The sequence below is a fragment of the Rhodoferax sp. genome, assembly GCF_018780565.1.
GTDB lineage: Bacteria > Pseudomonadota > Gammaproteobacteria > Burkholderiales > Burkholderiaceae_C > Rhodoferax.
The window spans coordinates 25,910-51,190 of the sequence record NZ_JADMJN010000014.1 but is presented as its reverse complement, the minus strand read 5'-3'; the positions used below and the strand labels follow the sequence as shown (position 1 = coordinate 51,190).

The 25,281-nt window shown below is 56.9% G+C and carries 25 protein-coding genes and 1 tRNA gene; 22 read left to right on the top strand and 4 right to left on the bottom strand.

Translation table 11 applies throughout. The annotated features are described in order from the left end of the window. From ntrB to IV109_RS17805, 3 genes are all read right to left on the bottom strand, one after another. Positions 1 to 817: nitrate ABC transporter permease (gene ntrB, locus IV109_RS17815; protein ID WP_296699945.1), on the bottom strand; the 817-nt coding region annotated here is incomplete at its 3' end. Between the two features lie 10 nt (positions 818 to 827). Further along, entirely contained in the window at positions 828 to 2,072 is a 1,245-nt protein-coding gene (locus IV109_RS17810) for a CmpA/NrtA family ABC transporter substrate-binding protein (protein ID WP_296699943.1), read from the bottom strand. 355 nt (positions 2,073 to 2,427) lie between these two features. Further along, positions 2,428 to 3,075, bottom strand: a complete 648-nt coding sequence (locus tag IV109_RS17805; protein ID WP_296699940.1) for an ANTAR domain-containing protein — start codon at positions 3,073 to 3,075, stop codon at positions 2,428 to 2,430. 126 nt (positions 3,076 to 3,201) lie between these two features. On the opposite strand from IV109_RS17805, the gene tsaD reads away from it, so the two are divergent. Further along, on the top strand, positions 3,202 to 4,254 hold the full coding sequence (gene tsaD / locus IV109_RS17800) for a tRNA (adenosine(37)-N6)-threonylcarbamoyltransferase complex transferase subunit TsaD (protein WP_296699936.1): 1,053 nt from the start codon (positions 3,202 to 3,204) through the stop codon (positions 4,252 to 4,254). Here tsaD and IV109_RS17795 read toward each other — a convergent pair whose 3' ends face one another. Further along, on the bottom strand, positions 4,255 to 4,635 hold the full coding sequence (locus IV109_RS17795) for an Hsp20/alpha crystallin family protein (RefSeq protein ID WP_296699932.1): 381 nt from the start codon (positions 4,633 to 4,635) through the stop codon (positions 4,255 to 4,257). It lies immediately after the preceding gene. Positions 4,636 to 4,768: 133 nt separating this feature from the next. Here IV109_RS17795 and IV109_RS17790 point away from each other — a divergent pair, with 133 nt between their 5' ends. The 21 genes from IV109_RS17790 to IV109_RS17690 all read left to right on the top strand — a co-directional run bounded on the left by IV109_RS17790 (position 4,769) and on the right by IV109_RS17690 (position 25,265). Continuing rightward, the gene (locus IV109_RS17790; protein ID WP_296699951.1) at positions 4,769 to 6,022 is read left to right on the top strand and encodes a branched-chain amino acid ABC transporter substrate-binding protein; all 1,254 of its coding nucleotides are present in this window, start codon (positions 4,769 to 4,771) and stop codon (positions 6,020 to 6,022) included. A gap of 23 nt (positions 6,023 to 6,045) precedes the next feature. Next, the gene (locus IV109_RS17785) at positions 6,046 to 7,200 is read left to right on the top strand and encodes a pyridoxal phosphate-dependent aminotransferase (RefSeq protein ID WP_296699927.1); all 1,155 of its coding nucleotides are present in this window, start codon (positions 6,046 to 6,048) and stop codon (positions 7,198 to 7,200) included. Between the two features lie 102 nt (positions 7,201 to 7,302). Next, positions 7,303 to 7,569 carry a 30S ribosomal protein S15 gene (rpsO, locus tag IV109_RS17780; RefSeq protein ID WP_296699924.1) on the top strand — a complete coding sequence of 89 codons (267 nt, stop codon included), beginning with the start codon at positions 7,303 to 7,305 and terminating at the stop codon, positions 7,567 to 7,569. A 202-nt stretch (positions 7,570 to 7,771) separates the two neighbouring features. Next, a complete protein-coding gene (pnp, locus tag IV109_RS17775) occupies positions 7,772 to 9,895 on the top strand; it encodes a polyribonucleotide nucleotidyltransferase (RefSeq protein ID WP_296699919.1) in 2,124 nt (707 codons plus the stop codon). A 71-nt stretch (positions 9,896 to 9,966) separates the two neighbouring features. Further along, positions 9,967 to 10,962 carry an NAD(P)H-quinone oxidoreductase gene (locus tag IV109_RS17770; RefSeq protein WP_296699915.1) on the top strand — a complete coding sequence of 332 codons (996 nt, stop codon included), beginning with the start codon at positions 9,967 to 9,969 and terminating at the stop codon, positions 10,960 to 10,962. Then, positions 10,947 to 11,702, top strand: coding sequence for a triose-phosphate isomerase (gene tpiA, locus IV109_RS17765; protein WP_296699912.1), 756 nt, complete (start codon positions 10,947 to 10,949; stop codon positions 11,700 to 11,702). Before IV109_RS17770 ends, tpiA begins: the two co-directional genes overlap by 16 nt. A gap of 37 nt (positions 11,703 to 11,739) precedes the next feature. Next, complete coding sequence (gene secG, locus IV109_RS17760; protein WP_296699907.1) at positions 11,740 to 12,093, top strand: preprotein translocase subunit SecG; 354 nt, start codon at positions 11,740 to 11,742, stop codon at positions 12,091 to 12,093. Positions 12,094 to 12,210: 117 nt separating this feature from the next. Beyond that, positions 12,211 to 12,295: transfer RNA gene (locus IV109_RS17755), tRNA-Leu, on the top strand. A gap of 59 nt (positions 12,296 to 12,354) precedes the next feature. Then, a complete protein-coding gene (locus IV109_RS17750) occupies positions 12,355 to 12,714 on the top strand; it encodes an NADH-quinone oxidoreductase subunit A (protein WP_296699904.1) in 360 nt (119 codons plus the stop codon). 4 nt (positions 12,715 to 12,718) lie between these two features. Next, entirely contained in the window at positions 12,719 to 13,198 is a 480-nt protein-coding gene (locus tag IV109_RS17745) for an NADH-quinone oxidoreductase subunit B family protein (protein ID WP_296699902.1), read from the top strand. 9 nt (positions 13,199 to 13,207) lie between these two features. After that, complete coding sequence (locus tag IV109_RS17740) at positions 13,208 to 13,816, top strand: NADH-quinone oxidoreductase subunit C (protein WP_296699899.1); 609 nt, start codon at positions 13,208 to 13,210, stop codon at positions 13,814 to 13,816. 12 nt (positions 13,817 to 13,828) lie between these two features. Then, the gene (locus tag IV109_RS17735; RefSeq protein WP_296699897.1) at positions 13,829 to 15,082 is read left to right on the top strand and encodes an NADH-quinone oxidoreductase subunit D; all 1,254 of its coding nucleotides are present in this window, start codon (positions 13,829 to 13,831) and stop codon (positions 15,080 to 15,082) included. After that, positions 15,079 to 15,591: an NADH-quinone oxidoreductase subunit NuoE gene (gene nuoE, locus IV109_RS17730; protein ID WP_296699894.1), complete on the top strand. Its 513-nt coding sequence runs from the start codon at positions 15,079 to 15,081 to the stop codon at positions 15,589 to 15,591. The genes IV109_RS17735 and nuoE overlap by 4 nt, the downstream gene beginning before the upstream one ends. After that, positions 15,588 to 16,943 carry an NADH-quinone oxidoreductase subunit NuoF gene (nuoF, locus tag IV109_RS17725; RefSeq protein ID WP_296699891.1) on the top strand — a complete coding sequence of 452 codons (1,356 nt, stop codon included), beginning with the start codon at positions 15,588 to 15,590 and terminating at the stop codon, positions 16,941 to 16,943. The genes nuoE and nuoF overlap by 4 nt, the downstream gene beginning before the upstream one ends. A 26-nt stretch (positions 16,944 to 16,969) precedes the next feature. Further along, positions 16,970 to 19,117 (top strand): NADH-quinone oxidoreductase subunit NuoG, encoded by a 2,148-nt coding sequence (gene nuoG, locus IV109_RS17720; protein WP_296699890.1) that lies wholly within the window; start codon positions 16,970 to 16,972, stop codon positions 19,115 to 19,117. After that, positions 19,114 to 20,196, top strand: coding sequence for an NADH-quinone oxidoreductase subunit NuoH (gene nuoH / locus IV109_RS17715; RefSeq protein ID WP_296699888.1), 1,083 nt, complete (start codon positions 19,114 to 19,116; stop codon positions 20,194 to 20,196). Before nuoG ends, nuoH begins: the two co-directional genes overlap by 4 nt. Before the next feature lie 12 nt (positions 20,197 to 20,208). Further along, positions 20,209 to 20,730 carry an NADH-quinone oxidoreductase subunit NuoI gene (gene nuoI, locus IV109_RS17710; RefSeq protein ID WP_296699885.1) on the top strand — a complete coding sequence of 174 codons (522 nt, stop codon included), beginning with the start codon at positions 20,209 to 20,211 and terminating at the stop codon, positions 20,728 to 20,730. 26 nt (positions 20,731 to 20,756) lie between these two features. Then, complete coding sequence (locus IV109_RS17705) at positions 20,757 to 21,416, top strand: NADH-quinone oxidoreductase subunit J (RefSeq protein WP_296699883.1); 660 nt, start codon at positions 20,757 to 20,759, stop codon at positions 21,414 to 21,416. Beyond that, positions 21,413 to 21,721 (top strand): NADH-quinone oxidoreductase subunit NuoK, encoded by a 309-nt coding sequence (gene nuoK / locus IV109_RS17700; RefSeq protein ID WP_296699876.1) that lies wholly within the window; start codon positions 21,413 to 21,415, stop codon positions 21,719 to 21,721. The genes IV109_RS17705 and nuoK overlap by 4 nt, the downstream gene beginning before the upstream one ends. 6 nt (positions 21,722 to 21,727) lie before the next feature. Further along, on the top strand, positions 21,728 to 23,776 hold the full coding sequence (nuoL, locus tag IV109_RS17695) for an NADH-quinone oxidoreductase subunit L (protein WP_296699873.1): 2,049 nt from the start codon (positions 21,728 to 21,730) through the stop codon (positions 23,774 to 23,776). A 13-nt stretch (positions 23,777 to 23,789) separates the two neighbouring features. Next, on the top strand, positions 23,790 to 25,265 hold the full coding sequence (locus IV109_RS17690) for an NADH-quinone oxidoreductase subunit M (RefSeq protein WP_296699872.1): 1,476 nt from the start codon (positions 23,790 to 23,792) through the stop codon (positions 25,263 to 25,265). The last annotated feature ends 16 nt before the right edge of the window (positions 25,266 to 25,281 follow it).

The following is a 25,281-nucleotide window of genomic DNA, read 5'->3' as shown; positions in this document are numbered from 1 at the left end:
CGTCCCAGACCCAGAAGCCGATGCCCACGCCGCCGGTCAGCATCTCGGCCGCCACAATCACCAGCCAGGCGGTGCCCACCGCCAGGCGTACCCCGGTCAGCATATAGGGCAGCACCGAGGGGAACAGGATCTTGGTGACGATCTTCCACTCGGAGAGGTTCAGCACCCGGGCCACGTTCATGTAGTCCTGCGGCACTCGTTGCACACCCACCGCGGTGTTGATGATCATGGGCCAGATCGAGCAGATGAAGATGGTCCAGATGGCGGCCGGGTTGGCGCCCTTGAAGATCAGCAAGCCAATCGGCAGCCAGGCCAGGGGTGAGACAGGGCGCAGCAGGCTGATCAGCGGGTTGAACATGCGGCTCATGAACTCAAAGCGGCCGATCACGAAACCAGCGGGTATGCCCACCGCGGCTGCCAGACCGAAGCCCAGGGCCACGCGCTCCAGCGACATCAGGATGTTCCAGCCCACGCCCTGGTCGTTCGGACCCTTGCGATAGAAGGGGTCGGAAAATATGAGCACCGCCTGTTTGAAGGTTTCCAGCGGCGAGGGGATGCTGCTGGCGGTCGAGATGGAGATCAGCGCCCAGACGCCGACCAGCAGCCCCAGGCCGAACACCGGCGGCAGGATCGCCAGCCAGAGACTGCGCCAGTCAAATCGGGGTGCTGCAGGGACCGCCGGTACTTCGGGGTCTTTTGAGCTGCCAGCCCTCGTTGTATTTGCATCGAGTGCTGCATTATTTGTAGCACTCCGTGTGGCTGGCGCCGGGGGCGCCGCCAGTGCTTCCAGGGGGGTGTGAAAAACTGCGCTGACCATGGTGTTCTCCTTAGGCGCGAACTTTGAAACTGTCGGCATACTTTTTCGGGTCCTTGCCGTCCCACACCACGCCGTCCATCAGCTTGGACGTCCGCATCACGTCCTTGGGCACAGGTGTGTTGCTGGCCAGGGCTGCCTGTTTGTAGATGTCGATCTGGTTGATCTGCTTGGCAACCGTCAGGTAGTCAGGGTGGTCTTTCAGCAAGCCCCAGCGCTTGTGCTGAGTCAGAAACCACATGCCGTCGGACAGGTAGGGGAAATTCACCGTGCCGTCGTTGAAGAATTTCATGTGGTTGGGATCGTCCCAGGTCTTGCCCATGCCGTTCTGGTAGCGGCCCAGAATGCGCTGGTTGATGGCGTCCACGCTGGTGTTGACGTAGCTCTTGTCGGCAATCGTTTCAGCCATCTTGTTCTTGTTGGCCAGTCCCGCATCAATCCACTTGCTGGCTTCCAGAATGGCGGCCGTCACGGCGCGGGCGGTGTTGGGGTACTTCTTGACGAAGTCGCCCGTGGTGCCCAGCACTTTTTCAGGGTGGTCTTTCCAGATGTCCTGTGTGGTGGCCGCCGTGACGCCAATGCCGTCGATGATGGCGCGGTGGCCCCAGGGTTCGCCCACGCAATAGCCATCCATGTTGCCCACGCGCATGTTCGCCACCATCTGGGGCGGCGGCACGGTGATGACCTTGGCCCCCGTCATGGGGTTGACGCCGTTGGCTGCCAGCCAGTAATACAGCCACATGGCGTGGGTGCCGGTGGGAAAGGTCTGGGCAAAGGTGTATTCACGCTTCTCGGCCGCCATCAGCTTGGCCAGGCCTGCGCCATCCACGGCGCCCTTGTCGGCGAGTTTCTTGGACAGGGTGATGGCCTGGCCGTTGTGGTTCAGGTTCATCAGCACCGCCATGTCTTTCTTGGCGCCGCCCACACCCAGATGCACGCCATAGATCAGGCCGTACAGCACATGGGCAAAGTCGAGTTCGCCGGTGACCAGCTTGTCACGTACACCGGCCCAACTGGCCTCTTTGGTGGGAATGATCTTGACGCCGTATTTCTTGTCAATGCCCAGCACCGAGGCCATGACCACGCTGGCGCAGTCGGTCAATGGAATGAAGCCGATCTTGACTTCGGTTTTTTCGGGGGCGTCGGAGCCGGCAGCATAGACGGCGGCGCGCAGGGCCGGTGTAATGCCGATGGCGCCGACAGTGGCGGTCTGCAGCACGGCGCGGCGGCTGAGTTTGGAATTCAGAAGATCGGTCATGGCAACACTCCTAATAAAAAAAGAAAACAAAAAAGGCGCCCGCACAGGGCTCACAACGCGGTGCGTGTGTGAACCAGTGGGGACGCCTTTGTCCGGTTACGCCCTTCGCAGCCCGCCGTTGGACTGTGTTGAACGCATGACCCTTGCGGGTCTCGGAGTTATCTACGCAATGACCGTGCCAACCTGATTGATCTTGAATTTGCTATATAAATAATAGCAATATATCTATATATGACAAGGGCCAGGTTGCTAATTTCTATGGAAATGTCGCAGTGTGCACTGTTTTTGTGCATTGCACCAAATGGAGCGCAGTCGGTGTTTGGGTGCTGCGTTTCGTGCGCCAATCCGGGCGCGCTCAAGTCAGCAGATCGGCCACGTCGAGCATGCGCTGGGCCACATCGACCAGCTTGAGGTTCTTGTCCATCGCTGTCTTGCGCAGTTTGGCGTAAGCAGCTTCCTCGCTGAGTTGCTGGCGCTGCATGAGCAGGGTCTTGGCGCGATCGATCACCTTGCGGTCTTGCATGGCGGCATTGAGCTCATCGAGTTCGCTGCGGGTGTCGGCCAATTCCTGTCGCAGTGCCTGTTCATGCTGGAAGCGAGCGAGGGCCACATCCAGAATGGGCCGGATACGTTCGGCCGACAAACCGGCAACGATGTACGCTGAAACCCCGGCGGTCACGGCAGCGCGTGCCGTCGCAGAGTCGTTGTCGTTGGTGAACATGACGATGGGGCGACGCGCGTTCCGGGTTGCCATGACAACGTGCTCCAGCGCGTCGCGCGCCTCACTCTCGGCGTCGACAATGATCATGTCGGGCTGCAGCTGACCCAGTCTTTCCTGCAGGAACGCGTCCGCGGGCAGCACTGCAATCAGGTTGCACCCGTTCTCCAGCAGACCAATGCGCAGGCTGCGTGAGCGCTCAGCCTGATCCAGTGCGTGCGTGTCCTCGGGGTCGGGAACATCCAGATCGGGCGAGATGACAACAATGCGCAGGGCTTCAGACATGGTGTGAGTCTACGCAATATTCGAGCCAATCCCTGGCTCTGCCCATGGCGCCACCAGCATCCGGCAATATCGTTCCAACGGTCACTTCAGCGGTTCCCCTAAACTCACCACCTTCTAGGGGAAAAAATGCTGGTTCTGGGGTTCGAGTCGTCCTGCGACGAAACAGGTGTGGCCATGGTGCAAACGCAAAGTCAGGGCGTGCCGACGCTGTTGGCGCATGCGCTGCACAGCCAGATCGAGATGCATCAAGCCTACGGCGGCGTGGTGCCTGAACTGGCCAGCCGTGACCATATCCGCCGTGTGTTGCCACTTACCCGGGAGGTACTGACTGCGTGCGGGCGCAGTCTGGCCGATGTGGATGTGGTGGCCTTCACCCGTGGGCCCGGCCTGGCCGGGGCCTTGCTGGTGGGTGCCGGCGTGGCCTGCGCGCTGGGGGCCGCCCTGGGCAAGCCGGTGCTGGGTGTGCATCATCTTGAAGGGCATTTGCTGTCGCCATTTTTGAGTGCCGATCCGCCTGAGTTTCCGTTTGTCGCTCTGCTGGTGTCAGGTGGCCACACGCAATTGATGCGGGTGGACGGCGTTGGGCGCTACGAACTGCTGGGCGAAACGATTGATGACGCGGCCGGCGAGGCTTTTGACAAATCGGCCAAGCTGCTGGGTCTGGGCTACCCCGGTGGCCCGGCGCTGGCCAGGTTGGCGGAGCAGGGCGACCCGGCCGCATTCAAGCTGCCGCGTCCCTTGCTGCACAGTGGCAATCTCGATTTTTCATTTGCCGGTTTGAAGACGGCTGTGATGGTGCAGGCCAAAAAGCTGGCCGCAGCGCAAGGCTGCGCCATCGAGGCCCTGCCTGCGGGTGTACTGGCCGATGTGGCCGCATCGGCTCAGGCGGCGATTGTGGAAGTGCTGGTGAAAAAGTCGCTCACGGCGCTGGGCCAGACCGGATTGAAGAGACTTGTGGTGGCCGGTGGTGTGGGTGCCAATCGCCGCTTGCGTGAACAGCTCAGTGCCGACTGCGCACGCCGCGGTGTGCGGGTGCATTACCCCGAGTTGCACCTCTGTACCGACAACGGCGCCATGATTGCCATGGCCGCAGCCATGCGTCTGCAGTCCGGACGGGAAACAGCCAGCGAGGTCTACGCTTTTGACGTCAAACCACGCTGGCCACTGGACGCTATCTGATCAGAAAATCGGCAATGTAGTCACCCGGCTCGCGGGCACCATTTTTCCAAGCTTCAGCGTCAAGACGCCATTTTCCAGTTTGGCTTCACTGGTCGCGGCATCGATGTCTTGCGGCAATTCATAAGCCTGCTTGTACTGGCGCGGTGCGCTCTCCTTGGTGTCGATGCGCACAATGCTGCCTTCAATGCCGATGTTCAACTGGTCCTTGGCAATGCCGGGTACATCGAATGTCAGTGTGTAAGACGTCTCGTCCTGCGCCACCGTGCACGATTTTTGGCGGCTTGCCAGTTGTGTCTCGGCCAGGAATCGCTCCAGAGAGCGCCCAGCGGGAGCAAAGGCCTGGCGACGCAGGCTGGAAGGGGCGGTAGTGGCAAAAAACATGGTTTAACTCCTAGTACACTGCGCGGCTTTCAACATGATTGCCGCCTGCATCCAATCTGCGAGTGAAGCGGCTGTTTTCAAGAGATATTTACACATGTTTATTCTTGCCCCCAGGGTCTTGAAATTGCTGGCCATGGCGCTATGTGTGCCCACCCTGGCGCTGTCCCAAGCCGTGCAGCCGCCGGTCAGGATCGCCATGATTGAAGGCCTGAGTGGCCCACTTGGCAACACCGGCGAGGCGGTGTTTCGCAACCTTGTGTGGGCCGTGGAGCGGGTCAATGCGCGGGGCGGTGTGAAGTTGGCCGCAACACCGGGCGCGCCGGTCAGCCAACGGGCTTTGAGTCTGGAACGTTACGACAGCAAGGGTCAGACGGAAGAGGCCCTGTCGGCACTGAAGTCCGCCATCGACGATGGGGCCCAGGTCATCATGCAGGGCAATAACTCGTCCACCGCCGCCGCTTTGATCGATGCGATCAACAAGCACAACGAACGCGAGCCAGGCAAGCGCGTACTGTTTTTGAACTACTCCGCGGTGGATCCCAGCCTGACCAATGAAAAATGCAGCTTCTGGCACTTTCGCTTTGATGCCCACGCTGACATGCGCATGTCGGCCCTGATGGATGTTCTGAAAGACGACAAGTCCCTGCATGGCGTTTACATCATCGGCCAGGACTACAGCTTTGGCCATGCCGTTGCCCGCGAGGCCAAAAGACAGCTCGGCCTGCTGCGCCCGGATGTGAAGCTGCTGGGCGAAGAGCTGCATCCCCTGGGCCGGGTCAAGGATTTTCTGCCCTATGCCGTCAAGATCAAGGCCAGCGGTGCACAGGCTGTCATCACCGGCAATTTCGGCAACGACCTGACCCTTCTGGTCAAGGCTGCAAAAGAGGTCGGCTTTGAAGGCAAGTTTTACACCTTCTACGGCAATGCACTGGGGGCTCCGGCCGCCATAGGCGAGGCCGGCATTGGCAAGGTGGTGGCGGTGGCCGACTGGCTGCCCAATGTACAGACCGCACAAAGCGAGGCTTTTTACCAGTCCTTTCGCCAGCGCTTTCCCAAGCCGGCCGACGACTATGTGCACATGCGCATGCAGCTGATGGTGGAGTCCCTGGCGCAGGCGCTGGAGAAGGCCGGCACCGCGAACGCAGTCGCCGTTGCCAACCAGTTGGAGAAAGTCCATGTCACATTGGCCTCGCAAAGCGGAGCCATGCGTGCCGTCGATCACCAGTTTCAGCAGTCCCTGGTGGTGGGTATCATGGACAAGCAGGGTGCAGCGGGTGTGAAGTTTGACGTGGAAGGGTCGGGTTATGGTTTTCGCGTCATCAAGACCATTGCTGCAGCCAGTGCGGAGCAGCCCAACACCTGCAAAATGCAGCGTCCCGTGCAGTAAGCATTTCACTACGTGAGCAGTCCATGCGCCAAGTTATCCAGAACCTCGAAGAGTCCCGAATCCGTGAAGTCGCCAATGCGGGCATGGGACGCAGCGACGTGCTTGCGTTCTGGTTTGGCGAAAGCGATGAAGTCACGCCGGAGTTCATCCGCCAGGCTGCCATCGATTCCCTGCAGCGTGGTGAAACCTTCTATTCCCACAACCTGGGCCTGCCCGAGTTGCGTGAGGAAATTGCGACCTACATGAGCACACGCCATGGCCCCATAGGGGTGGACCGTGTCGCAGTGACCAGTGGAGGCGTCAATGCCCTGATGCTGGCCATGCAGCAATTGGTGGATGCGGGGGACGAGGTGGTGGCGATCACGCCGGTGTGGCCCAACCTGACCGCGCAGCCGGCCATCATGGGCGGGCGCGTCAAATGTGTGGCACTTAGCCCGGTAAGTGGCGTCTGGACGCTGGACATGGACGCCTTGCTGGCCGCAGTGACCGATTCCACCAAATTGCTCATCATCAATGCCCCGAACAACCCGACTGGCTGGACCCTGACCCGCGACGAGCAGCAACGCATCCTGAGACATTGCCGACGCACCGGCACCTGGCTGCTGGCCGATGAGGTGTACGAACGCCTTTACTACGAACCTACCCCCAACGGTTGCGCGCCCAGCTTTCTGGATGTTGCCGCGCCTGACGACCGGCTGGTGGTGGTGCACAGCTTTTCCAAGAGTTTCCTGATGACGGGCTGGCGTCTGGGCTGGCTGGTAATGCCCTCCAGCATGACGCACCACATGGGCAAACTGATCGAGTTCAACACCTCCTGCGCCAGCGTGTTCACCCAGCGTGCCGGCGTGGTCGCCTTGCAGCGAACTGATGAGGTGACGCCCCAGGTCGTCGCACATCTGAAGTTGTGCCGCGACACCCTGATCCCGCTTCTCCAGTCGATTCCCGGGGTGCAGGTTGCCCCGGCAAAGGGCGGCATGTACGCCTTTTTCCGTTTGGCGGGCTTTGACGATGCGCTGGCCACGGCCAAGCGTTTGGTGGTGGAAGCCGGCTTGGGCCTGGCCCCGGGCGATGCCTTTGCCCCCGAGGCAGCCGGTTGGCTGCGCTGGTGTTTTGCGTCCAAAGACCCGCAGCGCCTGGTGCAGGGTGTCGACCGCTTGAAGCAGTGGCTGGCGAAGTGAGCGACGCCGGGTTATAATCCGAAGGCTTTGCATATTGCAATAGCGCACGTCAGGGGCAGTTCCAGCGCCTGACGCAAGTTCACAAACACACAGGAAAATAAAATGATCGCATCCAGCATCAAAGCCGCTGTCGTCAAAGACAACGCACGCCAAGCCGGTGACACCGGTAGCCCCGAAGTGCAAGTTGCACTGTTGACGGCCCGTATCAACGAGCTCACACCCCACTTCAAGACCCACGCCAAAGACCACCACGGTCGCCGCGGTCTGTTGCGTATGGTAAGCCGCCGCCGCAAGCTGCTGGACTATTTGAATTCCAAAGACCATGATCGTTACGCTGCGTTGATCGCCAAGCTTGGTCTGCGCAAATAATCGATTCATCGAATGACGAACGCCTGAGTTAGGTTGCTAGCTCAGGCGTTTTTTACTTCGGAGACGGCAAAAACGGAGCGAAGCTGTGTCATTCCAGAGAAATTCAGTCGTGTTTCTCTGGAATGGCATCGTGTTCTGTGATGTCACATCCGGGCTCGGGCGAGGTGGCCTGCACTTCCCAAATTGACCAGGAGAAAAAAATATGAGCATGTTTAAAAAAGTTACAAAGACGTTCCAATGGGGACAAAACACAGTCACCATGGAAACCGGTGAGATCGCACGTCAGTCCACCGGCGCTGTGCTGCTGGATATGGATGGAACCGTGGTACTGGCTACCGTGGTCGCCAAGACTGAAGGCAAGGCCGGTCAGGATTTCTTCCCCCTGACCGTTGATTACCTCGAAAAGAGCTACGCCGCTGGCAAGATCCCCGGCAGTTTCTTCAAGCGCGAAGGCCGCCCCAGCGAGTTCGAAACCCTGACCAGTCGCCTGATCGATCGTCCGATTCGCCCTCTGTTCCCGGAAGGCTTTTTCAACGAAGTGCATGTCGTTGTGCATACGCTGTCACTGAACCCCGAAGTCGATGCCGATATCGCTGCTTTGATCGCGACCAGCGCCGCGTTGTCTGTCAGCGGCATTCCATTCAGCGGCCCCATCGGTGCAGCCCGCGTGGGTTACGTCAATGGTCAGTATGTGCTGAACCCTGGACAGACCGCACGCAAAGACTCCATCATGGACCTCGTTGTGGCCGGTACCGAAGCGGCTGTGCTGATGGTTGAGTCCGAAGCGCAGCAACTGTCCGAAGAGATCATGTTGGGCGCCGTGGTGTTTGGCCATGAGCAGGGCAACATCGCCATCAACGCGATCCATGAGCTGGTCCGTGAAGCCGGCAAGCCTGCGTGGGACTGGAAAGCCCCCGCCAAGGATGAGGCCCTGATCGCCAAGGTGAATGCACTGGCCAAGGACAAACTGGTTGCCGCTTACCAAATCCGTAACAAGCAAGCTCGCACCCGTGCTTGCCGTGAAGCCTACGCCGTGGTGATGGCCGACCTGAAGCTCGACGGTGTCCCGTTTGACAGCGTTGCAGTCGAAGGCATGCTGTTTGACATCGAAGCCAAAATCGTTCGCAGCCAGATTCTGGCCGGCGAGCCCCGCATTGACGGCCGTGACACGCGCACTGTGCGTGCCATCGAAATCCGCAATGGCGTATTGCCCCGCACCCACGGCTCGGCCCTGTTCACGCGCGGCGAAACCCAGGCTCTGGTGGTCACCACCTTGGGCACCGAGCGCGACGCGCAGCGCATCGACGCCTTGTCCGGTGACTATCAGGACAACTTCATGCTGCACTACAACATGCCTCCGTTCGCCACCGGCGAAACCGGACGTGTCGGTACGCCCAAACGCCGCGAAATCGGCCACGGCCGCCTTGCCAAGCGCGCTCTGATCGCCGTGTTGCCCAACAAGGAAGACTTCCCCTACACCATGCGTGTCGTGTCGGAAATCACCGAGTCCAATGGTTCCTCTTCGATGGCTTCAGTGTGCGGCGGTTGCCTGTCCCTGATGGACGCTGGCGTGCCCATGAAAGCCCATGTAGCCGGTATTGCCATGGGTCTGATCAAGGAAGACAACCGCTTTGCCGTGCTGACCGACATCCTGGGTGACGAAGATCATCTGGGCGATATGGACTTCAAAGTGGCTGGTACCACCAACGGTATCACTGCGCTGCAGATGGACATCAAGATCCAGGGCATCACCAAGGAAATCATGCAAGTGGCGCTGGCGCAGGCCAAGGAAGCCCGTATGCACATTCTGGGCAAGATGCAAGAGGCGATGGCTGAAGCCAAGACCGAAGTGTCCAGCTTCGCACCCCGCCTGTTCACCATGAAGATCAATCCGGAGAAGATCCGTGATGTGATCGGCAAGGGTGGCGCCGTTATTCGTGCGCTGACCGAAGAAACTGGTACGCAGATCAACATCGACGAAGACGGCACCATCACCATCGCATCGGCTGATCCCGCCAAGGCCGAAGAAGCCAAACGCCGCATTGAGCAGATCACGGCTGAGGTCGAAATTGGCAAGGTCTACGAAGGTCCGATCACCAAGATCCTGGACTTCGGCGCCCTGGTCAACCTGTTGCCCGGCAAGGACGGCCTGCTGCACATCAGCCAGATCGCTCACGAGCGTGTCGAGAAGGTCACCGACTACCTGTCGGAAGGCCAGATCGTCAAGGTCAAGGTCATGGAAACAGACGAAAAAGGCCGTATCAAGCTGTCCATGAAGGCTTTGCTGGATCGCCCGGCCCAGAACGGTTCTGATCATCACGCTTGATGATTTTTCGAGTGCTATGAAATTTATAGCGATTGGTGCGTATCACACGGGGGCAATTGCCTGAATTGACTATGAAAGCTGTTGAAATAACCTCTTTTGGCGCCCCGGATGTCCTGCGCATGGGTGAACGACCGATGCCTGTGCCGGGTGTCGGTGAGTTGCTCATCCGCGTGACGGCCAGTGGCGTGAACCGTCCGGACGTCCTGCAGCGCACAGGCAACTACCCGTTGCCGCCCGGCGCCTCGGATATTCCGGGTCTGGAAGTGGCTGGAGTGGTTGAGCAAGGCGATGCACAAGCACTCGCAAGTGCGGGTTTCAAGCTTGGGGATCGTGTGTGCGCACTGGTTACCGGCGGTGGCTATGCGGAATATTGCGTTGCGCCGATCGGACAGTGCCTGCCAGTACCCCAGGGACTCAGCGACATCGAGGCGGCCTCGTTGCCCGAGACCTTTTTCACGGTATGGAGCAATGTGTTTGACCGGGGTCGCCTGCAAAAGGGTGAAACCCTGTTGATCCAGGGTGGCACCAGCGGTATTGGCGTCACCGCCATTCAACTGGCCAAAGCCATGGGCGCGACCGTGATCGCAACAGCGGGCAGTGATGAAAAATGTGCCGCTTGTCTGGCCCTTGGTGCAGACCACGCCATCAACTACAAGACGCAGGATTTCGCAGAGGAAGCCAAGCGTCTGACGGGTGGCAAGGGTGTCAATGTCATTCTGGACATGGTTGCGGGCAGCTATGTGGCCAAAGAGGTCGAGTGCTTGAGTGAAGATGGTCGTCTGGTCATCATTGCCGTGCAGGGTGGCATCAAAAGCGAAATCAATGCCGCTTTGGTGCTGGTGCGTCGGCTCACGGTCACAGGATCAACCCTGCGACCACGTCCGATTGCCTTCAAGACGGCGATTGCGCAGGCATGTCTGAAAAATGTCTGGCCCCTGATTGAAAGCGGAGCCGTCAAGCCCGTGATCCACAGCACCTTTGCGGCAGCAGATGCCGTCAAGGCGCACACGCTCATGGAATCCAATCAGCATATTGGCAAGATTGTGTTGACATGGGGTGCCGCGTGAAAAAGAAACTGATCGCAGGCAACTGGAAGATGAATGGCAGCCTGGCTGCCAATGACGCGCTGGTCAAGGCGCTTGTCGCTGGAATGGCTGCTTCGACGTGTCATGTGGCATTGTGTGTGCCGTCGGTTTACCTGGCGCAATGCCAGGCGCTGATGGCCGGCACTGCCATTGATCTGGGTGCGCAGGATCTGTCCCAGCACGAGGCGGGTGCTTTCACTGGCGAAATTTCCGGCGCCATGCTGAAAGAGTTTGGGGTGCGCTATTGCATCGTGGGGCATTCCGAACGTCGCCAGTACCATGGTGAGACGGATGCACTGGTCGCGGCCAAAACCCAGCGGGCACTTGCCAGTGGTATCACACCGATTGTGTGTGTGGGGGAGACCTTGGCTGAGCGTGAAGCGGGCAAGACCGAAGAAGTTGTCAAGCGTCAACTCGCTGCGGTGATTCATGCCAACGGTCATTGCATCAGCGAGATCGTGGTGGCATATGAGCCTGTATGGGCCATTGGCACCGGCAAAACCGCCACGACCGAGCAGGCGCAGCAGGTACATGCCGTGTTGCGGGCTCAGTTGAAAGCGGCCACCAACCAGGCGGATCGCATCCACATTCTGTACGGCGGCAGCATGAATGCTGCCAATGCGGCGCAGTTGCTGGCTCAGCCCGACATTGATGGCGGTCTGGTCGGCGGGGCTTCACTGAAAGCGCCTGACTTTTTATCAATCATTGCTTCCGCCCCCTGATTCGGGGCGTTAGTTGCTACATCCCTAGGAGTTTTTTGTGAGCATTTTTCTAACCGTTCTTCTGGCTGTCCAGATGATTTCTGCAGTGGCCATGATGGGTCTGATCCTGGTTCAACACGGCAAGGGTGCTGATATGGGTGCTGCCTTCGGCAGCGGTGGCTCGGGCAGCCTGTTTGGTGCCAGTGGCAGTGCGAATTTCCTGTCACGCACGACCGCCGTGCTGGCAACCGTGTTTTTCGTCTGTACGCTGCTGCTTGCCTATTTTGGCAATGTGCGTCCAGCGGCAAGTTCGGGCAGTGTGCTTGAAAGTGCGGTGGTGAATGTGCCCGTGCCGGCAGTGGCTGTGCCCGCAGTGCCCGCTTCGGGTGCCGCTCAAATACCGTCCAAATAATTGCTGCTGAAATCACTCGCCTCAATCGAGAAAGTGGGTGATTTCAGGGTAAACTCTAGGTCTGTCTGGAAAGCCAAAACCGCAAGGTGCCTCATGCAATCCAGACTCCTGAAAGCCGCCGTCGTGGTGAAATTGGTAGACACGCTATCTTGAGGGGGTAGTGGCGAAAGCTGTGCGAGTTCGAGTCTCGCCGACGGCACCAAATAAACAAGTTTGCTGTGGGTCAATGCAGCAAGCAAAGAATTTGATCAGAATCTCCAGATGAACCTAGACCAGTACCTGCCAGTCCTCTTGTTCATCTTGGTTGGCCTTGCTGTGGGTGTTGTCCCGCAGGTTCTTGGCTACATCCTGGGGCCGAATCGGCCCGATCCCGCCAAAAATTCCCCGTACGAATGCGGCTTCGAGGCCTTCGAAGACGCACGCATGAAATTTGATGTCCGCTACTACCTCGTGGCGATCCTGTTTATTTTGTTTGATCTGGAAACCGCCTTTTTGTTTCCTTGGGCGGTGTCGCTCAAGGACACCGGGTTTGTAGGGTTTTTGATTGGCGCAGAGTTTGTGATTGTCCTTGCCATTGGATTTGTTTACATGTGGCAAAAAGGCGCGCTGGACTGGGAGTAACGGCATGATTGAAGGTGTTTTAAAAGAGGGCTTTGTCACGACCAGTTATGACTCGGTGATGAACTGGGCCAAGACGGGTTCTGTCTGGCCTATGACCTTTGGGCTGGCTTGTTGCGCTGTTGAAATGATGCATGCCGCCGCCGCACGTTATGACATCAGTCGTTTCGGCGCCGAGGTGTTTCGTGCCAGTCCGCGTCAGTCGGATTTGATGATTGTTGCCGGCACCTTGTGCAACAAGATGGCGCCTGCGCTTCGCAAGGTCTACGACCAGATGTCCGAGCCGCGTTGGGTGATCAGCATGGGCTCCTGCGCCAATGGCGGTGGCTATTACCACTATAGTTATTCGGTGGTGCGGGGTTGCGACCGGATTGTGCCGGTTGATGTCTATGTGCCCGGCTGCCCGCCAACCGCTGAAGCGCTCTTGTACGGCATCATGCAGTTGCAGCAGAAAATTCGCCGCACGCAAACCATTGCCCGTGCCTGAGGATCTGAAATGACTGTTTTTGCCGTAAATCCCGAGGCTCTCAAGGACACCATTGCTGAAGCATTGGGTGACAAGGTCAAGCACATCTCGGTAGCTTTGGGCGAGGTGACCCTGGTGGTTGCTGCTGCCGACTATCTTGGTGTGGCCGTCACTTTGCGCGATGCGCCGGGTTGCCGTTTTGAGCAACTGATGGACCTCTGTGGTGTTGACTATTCCGACTACAAGGCAGGTGCTTACGAAGGTTCGCGTTTTTGTGTTGTCTTGCACCTGCTGTCGATCAGCCTGAATCAGCGCGTTCGACTCAAGGTGTTTGCATCGGATGATGATTTTCCGGTGTTGTCCTCGGTGACGGACATCTGGAATTCTGCCAACTGGTTCGAGCGTGAAGCCTTTGACTTGTTTGGCATCGTGTTCGATGGTCACAGCGATTTGCGCCGCATCTTGACGGATTATGGTTTTATAGGTCACCCGTTTCGCAAAGACTTTCCAACGACCGGGCATGTCGAAATGCGTTATGACGAAGAGAGCAAGCGCGTCGTTTACCAGCCTGTCACGATTGAGCCACGCGAAATTACGCCGCGCATCATCCGTGAAGACAACTATGGAGGCCTGCACTAGGCGGTTCGTGTCATGGCTGAAATAAAAAATTACACACTCAACTTCGGGCCGCAGCATCCGGCTGCGCATGGCGTACTGCGTCTGGTGCTCGAACTCGACGGCGAGGTAGTTCAACGCGCCGATCCGCACATCGGCTTGTTGCATCGGGCAACCGAAAAGCTGGCCGAAAGCAAGACCTTCATTCAAAGCCTGCCTTACATGGATCGACTCGATTACGTGTCGATGATGTGCAACGAACATGCTTACTGTCTGGCGATCGAAAAGTTGCTGGGTATCGAAGTGCCTGTGCGCGCCCAGTACATCCGTGTGATGTTTGCCGAGATCACGCGTCTGCTCAATCACTTGATGTGGCTGGGTTCTCATGGCAATGATTGCGGCAGTTCGACGATCCTGATCTACACGTTTCGTGAGCGTGAGGATTTGTTTGACATGTATGAAGCCGTCAGTGGTGCCCGCATGCATGCGGCGTACTTTCGTCCGGGCGGCGTGTACCGGGATTTGCCGGACACGATGCCCCAGTACAAGGCGAACAAGGTTCGCAATGCCAAGGGTATTGCAGAGCTCAACAGCAACCGGCAGGGGTCATTGCTGGACTTCATCGAAGATTTCACGAAACGCTTCCCAACTTACCTGGGTGAATACCACACGCTGCTCACGGAGAATCGCATCTGGAAGCAGCGTACGGTTGGCATTGGGGTGGTGACCCCCGAGCGAGCCCTCAATATGGGATTCACCGGCGCCATGCTGCGTGGTTCGGGTGTGGCGTGGGACTTGCGCAAGAAGCAGCCTTACGATGCCTACGATCGGCTCGACTTTGACATTCCTGTGGGCAAGACGGGCGATTGCTATGACCGCTATCTCGTTCGCATGGAAGAAATGAAGCAGTCCAATCACATCATCAAGCAATGTGTGGACTGGTTGCGTGCCAACCCGGGGCCGGTCATCACGGATAACCACAAGGTGGCTGCGCCGAGTCGCGAGTCCATGAAGACCAACATGGAAGAGTTGATTCACCATTTCAAATTGTTCACCGAAGGCTTTCATGTGCCCGAAGGTGAAGCCTATGCGGCGGTAGAGCACCCCAAGGGCGAGTTTGGCATCTACCTCATCAGCGATGGCGCCAACAAGCCCTATCGGCTGAAGATTCGACCTCCGGGATTTGTGCACCTGGCCGCCCTCAATGAGATGTCTGGCGGGCACATGATTGCCGACGTTGTGGCCGTTATTGGAACCATGGATATTGTGTTTGGAGAGATTGACCGATGATCTCAGAAGTTGTTTCCCATACGATTTCCGATGCAACCAAGGCGCGTTTTGCCAAGGAAGTCGCGAAGTATCCGGCGGATCAAAAGCAGTCTGCTGTCATGGCATGTCTGGCCATTGTTCAGCAAGAACTTGGCTACGTAAGCACCGAGAGTGAAAAGGTCATAGCCGACTACCTGGGTATGGCGCCAATTGCCGTGCACGAGGTCACCACGTTCTACAACATGTACAACCAGCAGCCGGTTGGCAAGTACAAGCTGAACGTTTGCACCAATTTGCCATGCCAGTTGCGTGATGGTGGTCGGGCTCTCAACCACCTTGAGCACAAGCTTGGCGTCAGCATGGGCGAGACCACTTCCGATGGCTTGTTCACCTTGCAGCAATGTGAGTGCCTGGGTGCCTGTGCGGATTCGCCCGTGCTGCTCGTCAATGACCGCACCATGTGCAGCTTCATGAGCAATGACAAACTGGACCAGCTGGTCGACGGCCTGCGCGCTGCGGAGGGCAAATGATGACAGCTGAAAAAATTCTGGCTCAGTTTCAGGCCACGGGTGTGCAAACCTGTTTCCATGACCGGCACATCAATCCCCAGATCTATGCGGGCTTGAATGGCACGAATTGGCGTCTTAAAGACTATGAGGCGCGTGGCGGCTATCAGGCGCTGCGCAAGATTCTTGCCAAGGACGGCGGAGAAGGCTTGACGCAAGACCAGGTCATTGCGACCGTGAAAGAATCTTCTTTGCGTGGTCGTGGTGGTGCCGGTTTCCCGACCGGACTCAAGTGGAGTTTCATGCCACGCCAGTTCCCGGGCCAGAAGTACCTGGTGTGCAACTCCGATGAGGGTGAGCCCGGTACCTGCAAAGACCGCGACATTCTTCAGTTCAATCCACACATTGTGATTGAAGGCATGATCATCGCTGCCTATGCCATGGGCATCTCGGTGGGCTACAACTATATCCACGGCGAGATTTTCAAAAGCTACGACCGTTTTGAAGAAGCTCTGGAAGAGGCTCGTGCTGCCGGTCTGTTGGGTAACAACATACTGGGTAGCAGTTTTACGTTCCAGTTGCATGCTGCGCACGGTTTTGGTGCTTATATTTGCGGTGAAGAAACCGCCTTGCTGGAGTCACTGGAAGGCAAGAAGGGGCAGCCCCGATTCAAGCCACCATTTCCTGCCAGCTTTGGCCTCTATGGCAAGCCGACCACCATCAACAATACGGAAACGTTTGCGGCTGTGCCGTGGATCATCCGCAATGGTGGGCAAGCCTATCTGGAGTGCGGTAAACCCAATAATGGTGGTACCAAGATTTATTCAATCAGTGGTGATGTCGAGTTGCCTGGCAACTACGAAATTCCGATGGGCACGCCCTTCTCGAAGCTGCTTGAACTGGCGGGTGGTGTGCGCAGCGGTCGCCAGCTCAAAGCAGTGATTCCTGGTGGCTCGTCGTCACCCATTCTGCCGGCCAGCATCATGATGGATTGCACGATGGACTACGACTCCATCGCCAAAGCAGGTTCCATGCTGGGTTCGGGCGCGGTGATCGTGCTGGACGACAGCCGATGCATGGTCAAGAGCCTGCAGCGTTTGAGTTACTTCTACATGCACGAATCCTGCGGTCAGTGCACGCCGTGTCGCGAAGGCACGGGCTGGCTGTCGCGCGTGGTGGATCGTATCGAAAATGGCCAGGGACGTCCGAGCGACATGGATCTGCTGAACTCGGTCTCGGAGAACATCATGGGTCGCACGATTTGTGCATTGGGAGATGCAGCGGCCATGCCGGTACGGGCCATGATCAAGCATTTCCGTCATGAATTTGAATACCACGTAGAGCACAAGACCTGCATGGTCCCGGCCTACGTCTGAACAGGCGTCTGAGCGAGCACAAAAACATGGTTGAAATTGAACTCGACGGCAAGAAGGTGGACATTGTTGAAGGCAGCATGATCATGCATGCCGCTGACAAGGCTGGCACCTACATCCCGCATTTCTGCTATCACAAGAAACTCAGCATTGCGGCCAACTGCCGCATGTGCCTGGTGGATGTTGAAAAGATGCCCAAGCCGATGCCGGCCTGCGCCACCCCCGTGACACAAGGCATGATTGTTCGCACCAAGAGCGACAAGGCGATCAAGGCGCAGAAGTCGGTCATGGAGTTCCTGCTGATCAACCATCCACTGGATTGCCCGATTTGCGATCAGGGCGGCGAGTGCCAGCTGCAGGATCTGGCCGTGGGCTACGGCGCATCCTCGTCACGTTACGAGGAAGAGAAGCGGGTTGTGGCGATCAAGGACGTTGGGCCCCTGATTTCCATGCAGGAAATGAGCCGTTGCATCCACTGCACGCGCTGTGTTCGATTCGGCCAAGAGGTGGCTGGCGTGATGGAACTGGGCATGTCGCATCGTGGCGAGCATGCAGAGATCGAAACCTTTGTCGGCAATTCGGTTGACTCTGAGCTCTCGGGCAACATGATTGACATCTGCCCGGTTGGCGCTCTCACCAGCAAACCCTTCCGTTACAGCGCCCGCACTTGGGAATTGTCGCGTCGCAAGTCTGTCAGTCCTCACGACTCGACCGGTGCCAATTTGATTGTGCAGGTCAAAAACAACAAGGTCATGCGTGTTGTGCCGCTGGAAAACGAAGACGTCAACGAGTGCTGGATTGCCGATCGTGACCGTTTTTCCTATGAGGCGTTGAACGGTGACGAAAGGCTGACTGCCCCCATGCTCAAACAGGGCGGTGTCTGGAAAAGTGTTGATTGGCAGACCGCGCTGGAATATGTCGCCAATGGTCTGAAACAGATCAAGGCAGACCACGGCGCCGGGGCTCTGGGCGCCTTGGTCAGTCCGCATAGCACGCTCGAAGAGCTGACTCTGGCCAGTGCTTTGATGCGTGGACTGGGCAGTTCCAATATTGATTACCGCTTGCGCAACGCTGAATTTCCGGCCGTTGAAGGCGTGCTTTACCTGGGTACCTCGGTGGCGTCCTTGACCGATCTCCAGCGTGTGTTGGTGGTGGGCTCCAGTCTGCGCAAGGATCATCCTCTTTTTGCACAGCGAATTCGCCAGGCCACCCGCAAAGGGTGTGCGGTTTCTGCTATTCATTCAATAGCAGAAGACTGGGCGATGCCTTTGTCCAGGGACATGGTCTGTGACTCGTCGACATGGCCGCAAGCGCTGGCTGATATTGCTGCTGCAGTAGCTTCAGAGAAGGGCGTTGCGTCGCCAGCAAAAGGCAATGCCACTGACTTGGCCAAATCCATTGCCCAATCTTTGCTGGGTGGCGAGCGCAAGGCGATTTTGCTGGGGAACGCGGCGGCGCATCACCCGAAGGCATCCAGCTTGCTGGCGCTTGCCAATTGGATCGGTGCTCAAACCGGTGCAAGCGTGGGTTATCTCACGGAAGCTGCCAATACGGTGGGTGCGCAATTGGCAGGTGCGCTGCCAGGGCAGGGTGGCCTGAATGCTGCCCAGATGCTGGGCGGCGCGCTGAAAGCGGTTTTGCTGTTGAACAACGAACCCGAATTTGATTCGGCTGCGGGTGCGGCTTCGAAGGCTGGCTTGTCGAAGGCGCAAATGGTTGTAACGCTGAGTCCGTTCAAATCCAATATGACTTTCAGCGATGTGCTTCTGCCCATTGCGCCGTTCACGGAAACCTCTGGCACGTTTGTCAACGCAGAAGGTCGTGTGCAGAGCTTCCATGCCGTGGTCAAACCGCTGGGCGAAACCCGTCCTGCTTGGAAAGTCTTGCGGGTTTTGGCCAATCTGATGGAAGTTCCAGGTTTTGATTTTGAATCTTCGCAGGAGGTTCTGAACAAGGTGTGTGGATTGCCGACAGCTGAGCAAACGCATTTGTCGGCTGAGATGTTGAACAACGCCACCAAGGCGGCCATCGATCTGACGCCTGCGACAAGTGCACCCGTCGTCGCCAGCATTTATGCGCTGGATGGGACAGTGCGCCGTGCGACCAGTTTGCAGCTCACCGCAGATGCGCGATCTGCGAAGGTGGGTCAGCAAGCGGCGAAGGAGATTGCAGCATGATTGACGCCATCTTTGCCTTCGGTCAGGGCTTGCTGGACGCATCCTGGTGGTCCGCCATTGCGTGGCCGGTGATCTGGACGCTGATCAAGATTGTGGTGGTTGTATTGCCGCTCATGGGGGCCGTTGCTTACCTGACCTTGTGGGAGCGCAAGTTTCTGGGCTGGATGCAGGTGCGGATTGGTCCGAACCGTGTAGGTCCCATGGGCTTGCTGCAACCCATTGCGGATGCGCTGAAATTGCTCGGCAAAGAGGTGTTGGTTCCAACCGCCGCCAGCAAAGGGCTGTTTTTCATCGGCCCCATTTTGACAATCATGCCCGCGATGGCCGCATGGGTTGTCATTCCGTTTGGTCCGGATGTGGCATTGGCCAATATCAATGCAGGTCTCTTGTTCGTGATGGCCATTACCTCGATGGAAGTCTATGGGGTGGTGATTGCCGGTTGGGCGTCCAACTCAAAATACTCCTTTCTTGGTGCGATGCGTGCCTCTGCCCAGATGGTCAGTTATGAAATTGCGATGGGTTTCTGCCTGGTTGTGGTCCTGATGGTGTCCGCCAGCATGAACATGACCGACATCGTCACCGGGCAGGGTAAGGGTTACTTTGCGCACATGGGACTGAATTTCCTGTCCTGGAACTGGTTGCCTTTGTTGCCGATTTTTGTGGTGTATGTCATTTCGGGTCTCGCTGAAACCAATCGTCATCCATTTGACGTGGTGGAAGGCGAAGCTGAAATCGTGGCCGGTCACATGGTGGAGTATTCGGGCATGTCTTATGCCATGTTCTATCTGGCTGAATACGCGAACATGTGGCTGGTGTCCATTCTGGCCGCCATCATGTTCTTGGGCGGATGGCTGTCGCCTGTTGACAGTGCCTTGTTCAACTGGATTCCCGGCTGGATTTGGCTGGGACTCAAGACCTGTGTGGTGGTCAGCCTGTTCATTTGGGTTCGTGCGACTTTCCCTCGTTTCCGCTATGACCAGATCATGCGATTGGGCTGGAAGATTTTCATACCGGTAACACTGGTGTGGCTGCTGGTCGTGGGTGCCTGGATGCAGACTTCCTTCAATATCTGGAAGTGACCGGAGTTAATCATGTCTACCGCTACGTCAAGCTCTCTATCGTCGACCTTTTCTCTCAAGGATTTTCTCACCAGCTTTTTATTGCTGGAGTTGATCAAAGGCCTTGTGCTGACGGGGCGCTACGCCTTTCGCCGCAAGGTCACGATTCAGTTTCCCGAAGAGAAAACACCGCTTTCGCCACGATTTCGGGGGTTGCATGCATTGCGCCGCTATGAAAACGGAGAAGAGCGCTGCATCGCCTGCAAATTGTGTGAGGCGGTATGTCCCGCCATGGCCATCACGATCGAGTCCGAAGTTCGGGCCGACGGTTCTCGCCGCACCAGTCGCTATGACATTGATCTGACGAAGTGCATTTTTTGCGGTTTTTGTGAGGAAAGTTGTCCTGTCGATTCGATCGTTGAAACTCACATTCTTGAGTATCACGGTGAAAAGCGGGGTGATCTGTACTTCACAAAGGACATGCTGCTGGCGGTGGGCGATCGCTATGAGCGCGAAATTGCCGCTAACCGGGCGGCCGACGCCAAATACCGCTGACCAGTCGCAAGAAAGAAATCGAAGTCATGGATGTCAAAACTGGTCTGTTTTATGTGTTTTCCGCGGTCTTGCTGTTTGCCGCGTTTCGAGTCATCACGGCTCGCAACCCGGTTCATGCGGTCTTGTTCCTTGTGCTGGCATTTTTCGAAGCGGCGATGATCTGGATGTTGCTCAAGGCAGAGTTCCTGTCGATCACATTGGTGTTGGTCTATGTAGGGGCCGTCATGGTGCTGTTCCTCTTTGTTGTGATGATGATGGATATCAACGTCGACAGCATTCGCCAGGGTTTCTGGAAGCATTTCCCTCTGGCTGCGGTGATTGGCGTGCTGATTGCGCTGGAGATGGCTGCTGTGCTGATGGGCGGTTTCCGACTTACTGAGGAGCCGCGCGCTGCTGCGGTCTTGGATCAGGCCGGGCGGGAGTTTTCCAATAGCCGCGAACTGGGCAAGGTTCTCTTTACCCAGTACATATACCCGCTTGAAATTGCCGCAGCGATCCTGCTGGTCGCCATGATTGCGGCTATCGCGCTGACGCTGCGTCAGCGCAAGGACAGCAAATATGTGAGTCCTTCCGATCAGGTTCGGGTGAAGGCCAAAGACCGGATGGTCGTGGTCAAGATGGAGGCGACTCAGGCGGCGGCCGTCAATGAAGCTGGCGCGGCGACGCCAGAGGAGAACAAAAAATGACTTTGACTCTCGGGCACTTTCTTTCACTGGGCGCAATGCTGTTTGCCTTGTCTGTGATCGGCATTTTCCTCAATCGCAAGAACCTGATCGTTCTCTTGATGGCCATCGAGTTGATGCTGCTGGCCGTGAATACGAATTTTGTTGCGTTTTCCTATTACCTTGACGACATGCACGGGCAGATTTTTGTGTTTTTTATTCTGACTGTTGCTGCCGCCGAATCCGCCATCGGCTTGGCTATCCTGGTGCTGCTGTTCCGTAACAAGTCCAGCATCAACGTGGATGAACTCAATACGCTCAAGGGTTAAAAAAAGATGAGTCAAACCCTTTCCGCTTCAACGCTTCTCGTGGTGCCGATGGCGCCGCTGGTGGGAGCTGTGCTGGCCGGTATCCTTGGAACCAAGTTTGGTGGCAACTGGATGGGTCGGCGCATGTCGCACTCGCTCACCATTCTGGGTGTGCTGGTGTCTTTTGTGCTGTCGGCCATGACGCTCAAGAGTGTCGCGCTCGACGGTGCCCGCTTGAATGAGACCCTCTATACCTGGATGGTGGTGGGTGGTCTCAAGATGGAGATCGGCTTTCTTGTGGATGGCCTGACCGCCATGATGATGTGTGTGGTGACTTTCGTGTCCCTGATGGTGCACATCTACACCATCGGCTATATGGAAGAGGATGAGGGCTACAACCGGTTCTTCGCCTATATCTCGCTGTTCACGTTCTCCATGCTGATGCTGGTCATGAGCAACAACATGCTTCAGTTGTTCTTTGGCTGGGAGGCCGTGGGCCTGGTGTCGTACCTGTTGATCGGTTTCTGGTTCAACAAGCCAAGCGCCATCTTCGCCAACATGAAAGCCTTTCTGGTCAACCGCGTGGGTGACTTCGGTTTCATCCTGGGGATTGGTCTGATTGTTGCCTTCGCCGGTACCCTGAATTACACGGAAGCGTTTGCCAAGGCTCCTGAGCTGGCGAAACTGGCTTTCCCTGGAACTGACTGGATGCTGGTGACAGTTATCTGTATCTGCCTGTTCATTGGGGCCATGGGCAAGTCAGCACAGTTTCCGCTGCACGTCTGGCTGCCGGATTCCATGGAGGGCCCTACGCCCATATCGGCTTTGATTCATGCCGCGACCATGGTGACAGCCGGAATCTTCATGGTGGCCCGCATGTCGCCGCTGTTTGAGCTCAGCGACACGGCCTTGAACTTCATCTTGGTGATTGGTGCCATCACGGCTTTGTTCATGGGCTTTCTGGGCATTATCCAGAATGACATCAAGCGGGTGGTTGCCTATTCCACCTTGTCCCAGTTGGGGTACATGACGGTGGCGCTGGGTGCCTCGGCCTACTCCGTGGCGGTGTTTCACCTGATGACCCACGCTTTCTTCAAGGCCTTGTTGTTCCTTGCCGCGGGTTCGGTGATCATGGGCGTTCATCACAATCAGGACATTCGCTGGATGGGTGGATTGCGCAAATACATGCCCATTACCTGGATCACCTCCTTGCTGGGTTCGCTGGCCTTGATCGGAACTCCTTTGTTTGCGGGCTTCTATTCCAAGGACAGCATTATTGAAGCGGTGCATGAGAGCCATTTGCCGGGCGCCGGTTTTGCCTCCTTTGCGGTGCTTGCGGGTGTTTTTGTGACAGCTTTTTACTCGTTCCGAATGTACTTCCTGGTGTTCCATGGCAAGGAGCGTTTTGATCAGAATCCTGACGCTCATCATGATGCACACCACGGGCATGACGATCACCACGCAGAACACCATGCGCCCCACGAGTCACCATGGGTGGTGACGGTGCCACTGATTTTGCTGGCGATTCCATCGGTCGTGATCGGTTTCATGACGATTCAGCCCATGCTGTTCGGCGACTTTTTCAAGGATGCCATCTTTGTCAATGCAGAGAAACATGCCGTGATGGAGGAGTTGGCCAAGGCATTTCATGGTCCCGCTCAGATGGCCTGGCATGCCTTGACAACCCTGCCGTTCTGGCTTGCGGTGGCTGGTGTCGCGACTTCCTATTACATGTACATGATCAATCCGGCTTTGCCAACTGCGATCAAGGCCCGCGTTCAGCCGATCTATACCTTGCTTGAGAACAAGTATTACCTGGACTGGATCAACGAGAACATCTTGGCTCGCGGAGCCCGCGCACTGGGTACAGCCTTGTGGAAGGGTGGTGATCAGACCTTGATTGACGGAACCCTGGTCAATGGATCCTGGAAACTGGTGGCCTGGGTATCTGGACTTGTTCGCTGGTTCCAGACGGGTTATCTGTACCACTATGCGCTGGCCATGATTCTCGGCATATTTGTGCTGATGACTTATTTCGTGACCATGCCGATGATTGCCGAATGGCTCGGAAAATAAGGAGAAGAACAAGATGGGATTGTTGAGCCTGGCTATCTGGACGCCGATTGTTTTTGGTGTCGTTCTGCTGGCGCTCGGTCGTGATGATCAAGCGCGCACCGTGCGCTGGGTTGCGCTGATCGGTGCCATCGCCAGTTTCCTGATTACCCTGCCTTTGTATGGCGGGTTCAAACTTGGCACTGCGGCCATGCAGTTCGTTGAAAAATTCGTCTGGATCGAACGCTTCAATGTCAACTATCACCTGGGTGTGGACGGTATTTCCGTGTGGTTTGTGTTGCTGACCGCTTTCATTAACGTGGTTGTGGTGATTGCGGGCTGGGAGGTGATTACCCGTCGCGTCAACCAGTACATGGGTGCTTTCCTTATTTTGAGTGGCCTGATGATCGGTGTTTTCAGCGCGCTTGATGGCATGCTGTTTTACGTGTTCTTTGAGGCGACCTTGATCCCGATGTACTTGATCATTGGTATCTGGGGTGGGCCGAACAAGATTTACGCAGCCTTCAAGTTTTTCCTCTATACCTTGCTGGGTTCGCTGTTGATGCTGATTGCATTGATTTTTCTGTACACCAAATCCGGTGGGAGTTTTGATCTGATGCTGTGGCACAAGTTGCCACTTGGCAGCACCACACAGACATTGTTGTTCTTTGCCTTCTTTGCGGCCTTCTCGGTGAAGGTGCCTATGTGGCCTGTACACACTTGGTTGCCGGATGTGCACGTTGAAGCGCCTACCGGTGGCTCTGCCGTTCTGGCTGCGATCATGTTGAAGCTGGGCGCATATGGCTTCCTTCGCTTTTCCATGCCCATTGCGCCAGACGCCGCCCGGGAGTGGGCTTGGCTGATGATCGCCTTGTCCTTGATTGCAGTTGTCTATGTGGGGCTTGTGGCGATGGTGCAAAAGGATATGAAGAAGCTGGTGGCTTATTCATCCGTTGCACACATGGGATTTGTGACGCTGGGCTTTTTTATTTTCAATGACCTCGGCGTGTCCGGTGGTTTGGTTCAGATGATCGCCCACGGTTTTGTGTCGGCTGCCATGTTCCTGTCCATTGGTGTGTTGTACGACCGTGTTCACTCTCGTGAAATTGCCAGTTATGGTGGTGTCGTGAATACCATGCCCAAATTCACAGCCTTTGCACTGCTGTTTGCCATGGGCAATTGCGGCTTGCCAGGCACTGCCGGTTTTGTGGGTGAGTGGATGGTGATTCTGGGGGCGGTCAAAGCGAACTTCTGGCTTGGATTTGCCGCCGCCAGTGCCCTGATTTTTGGGGCTGCTTATACGCTGTGGATGTTCAAACGGGTCTATCTGGGCCCGGTTGCCAACCAGCATGTCAAAGCCCTGACCGATATCAACAGCCGCGAGTTCCTCGTGATGAGCCTGCTGGCCATTGCGGTGCTGTACATGGGCCTCTATCCGAAGCCATTTACCGATGTGATGGACACGTCGGTTGCAGAGTTGCTCAAACACGTTGCGCTGTCCAAGCTGAACTGATCAGATTGAATTGATC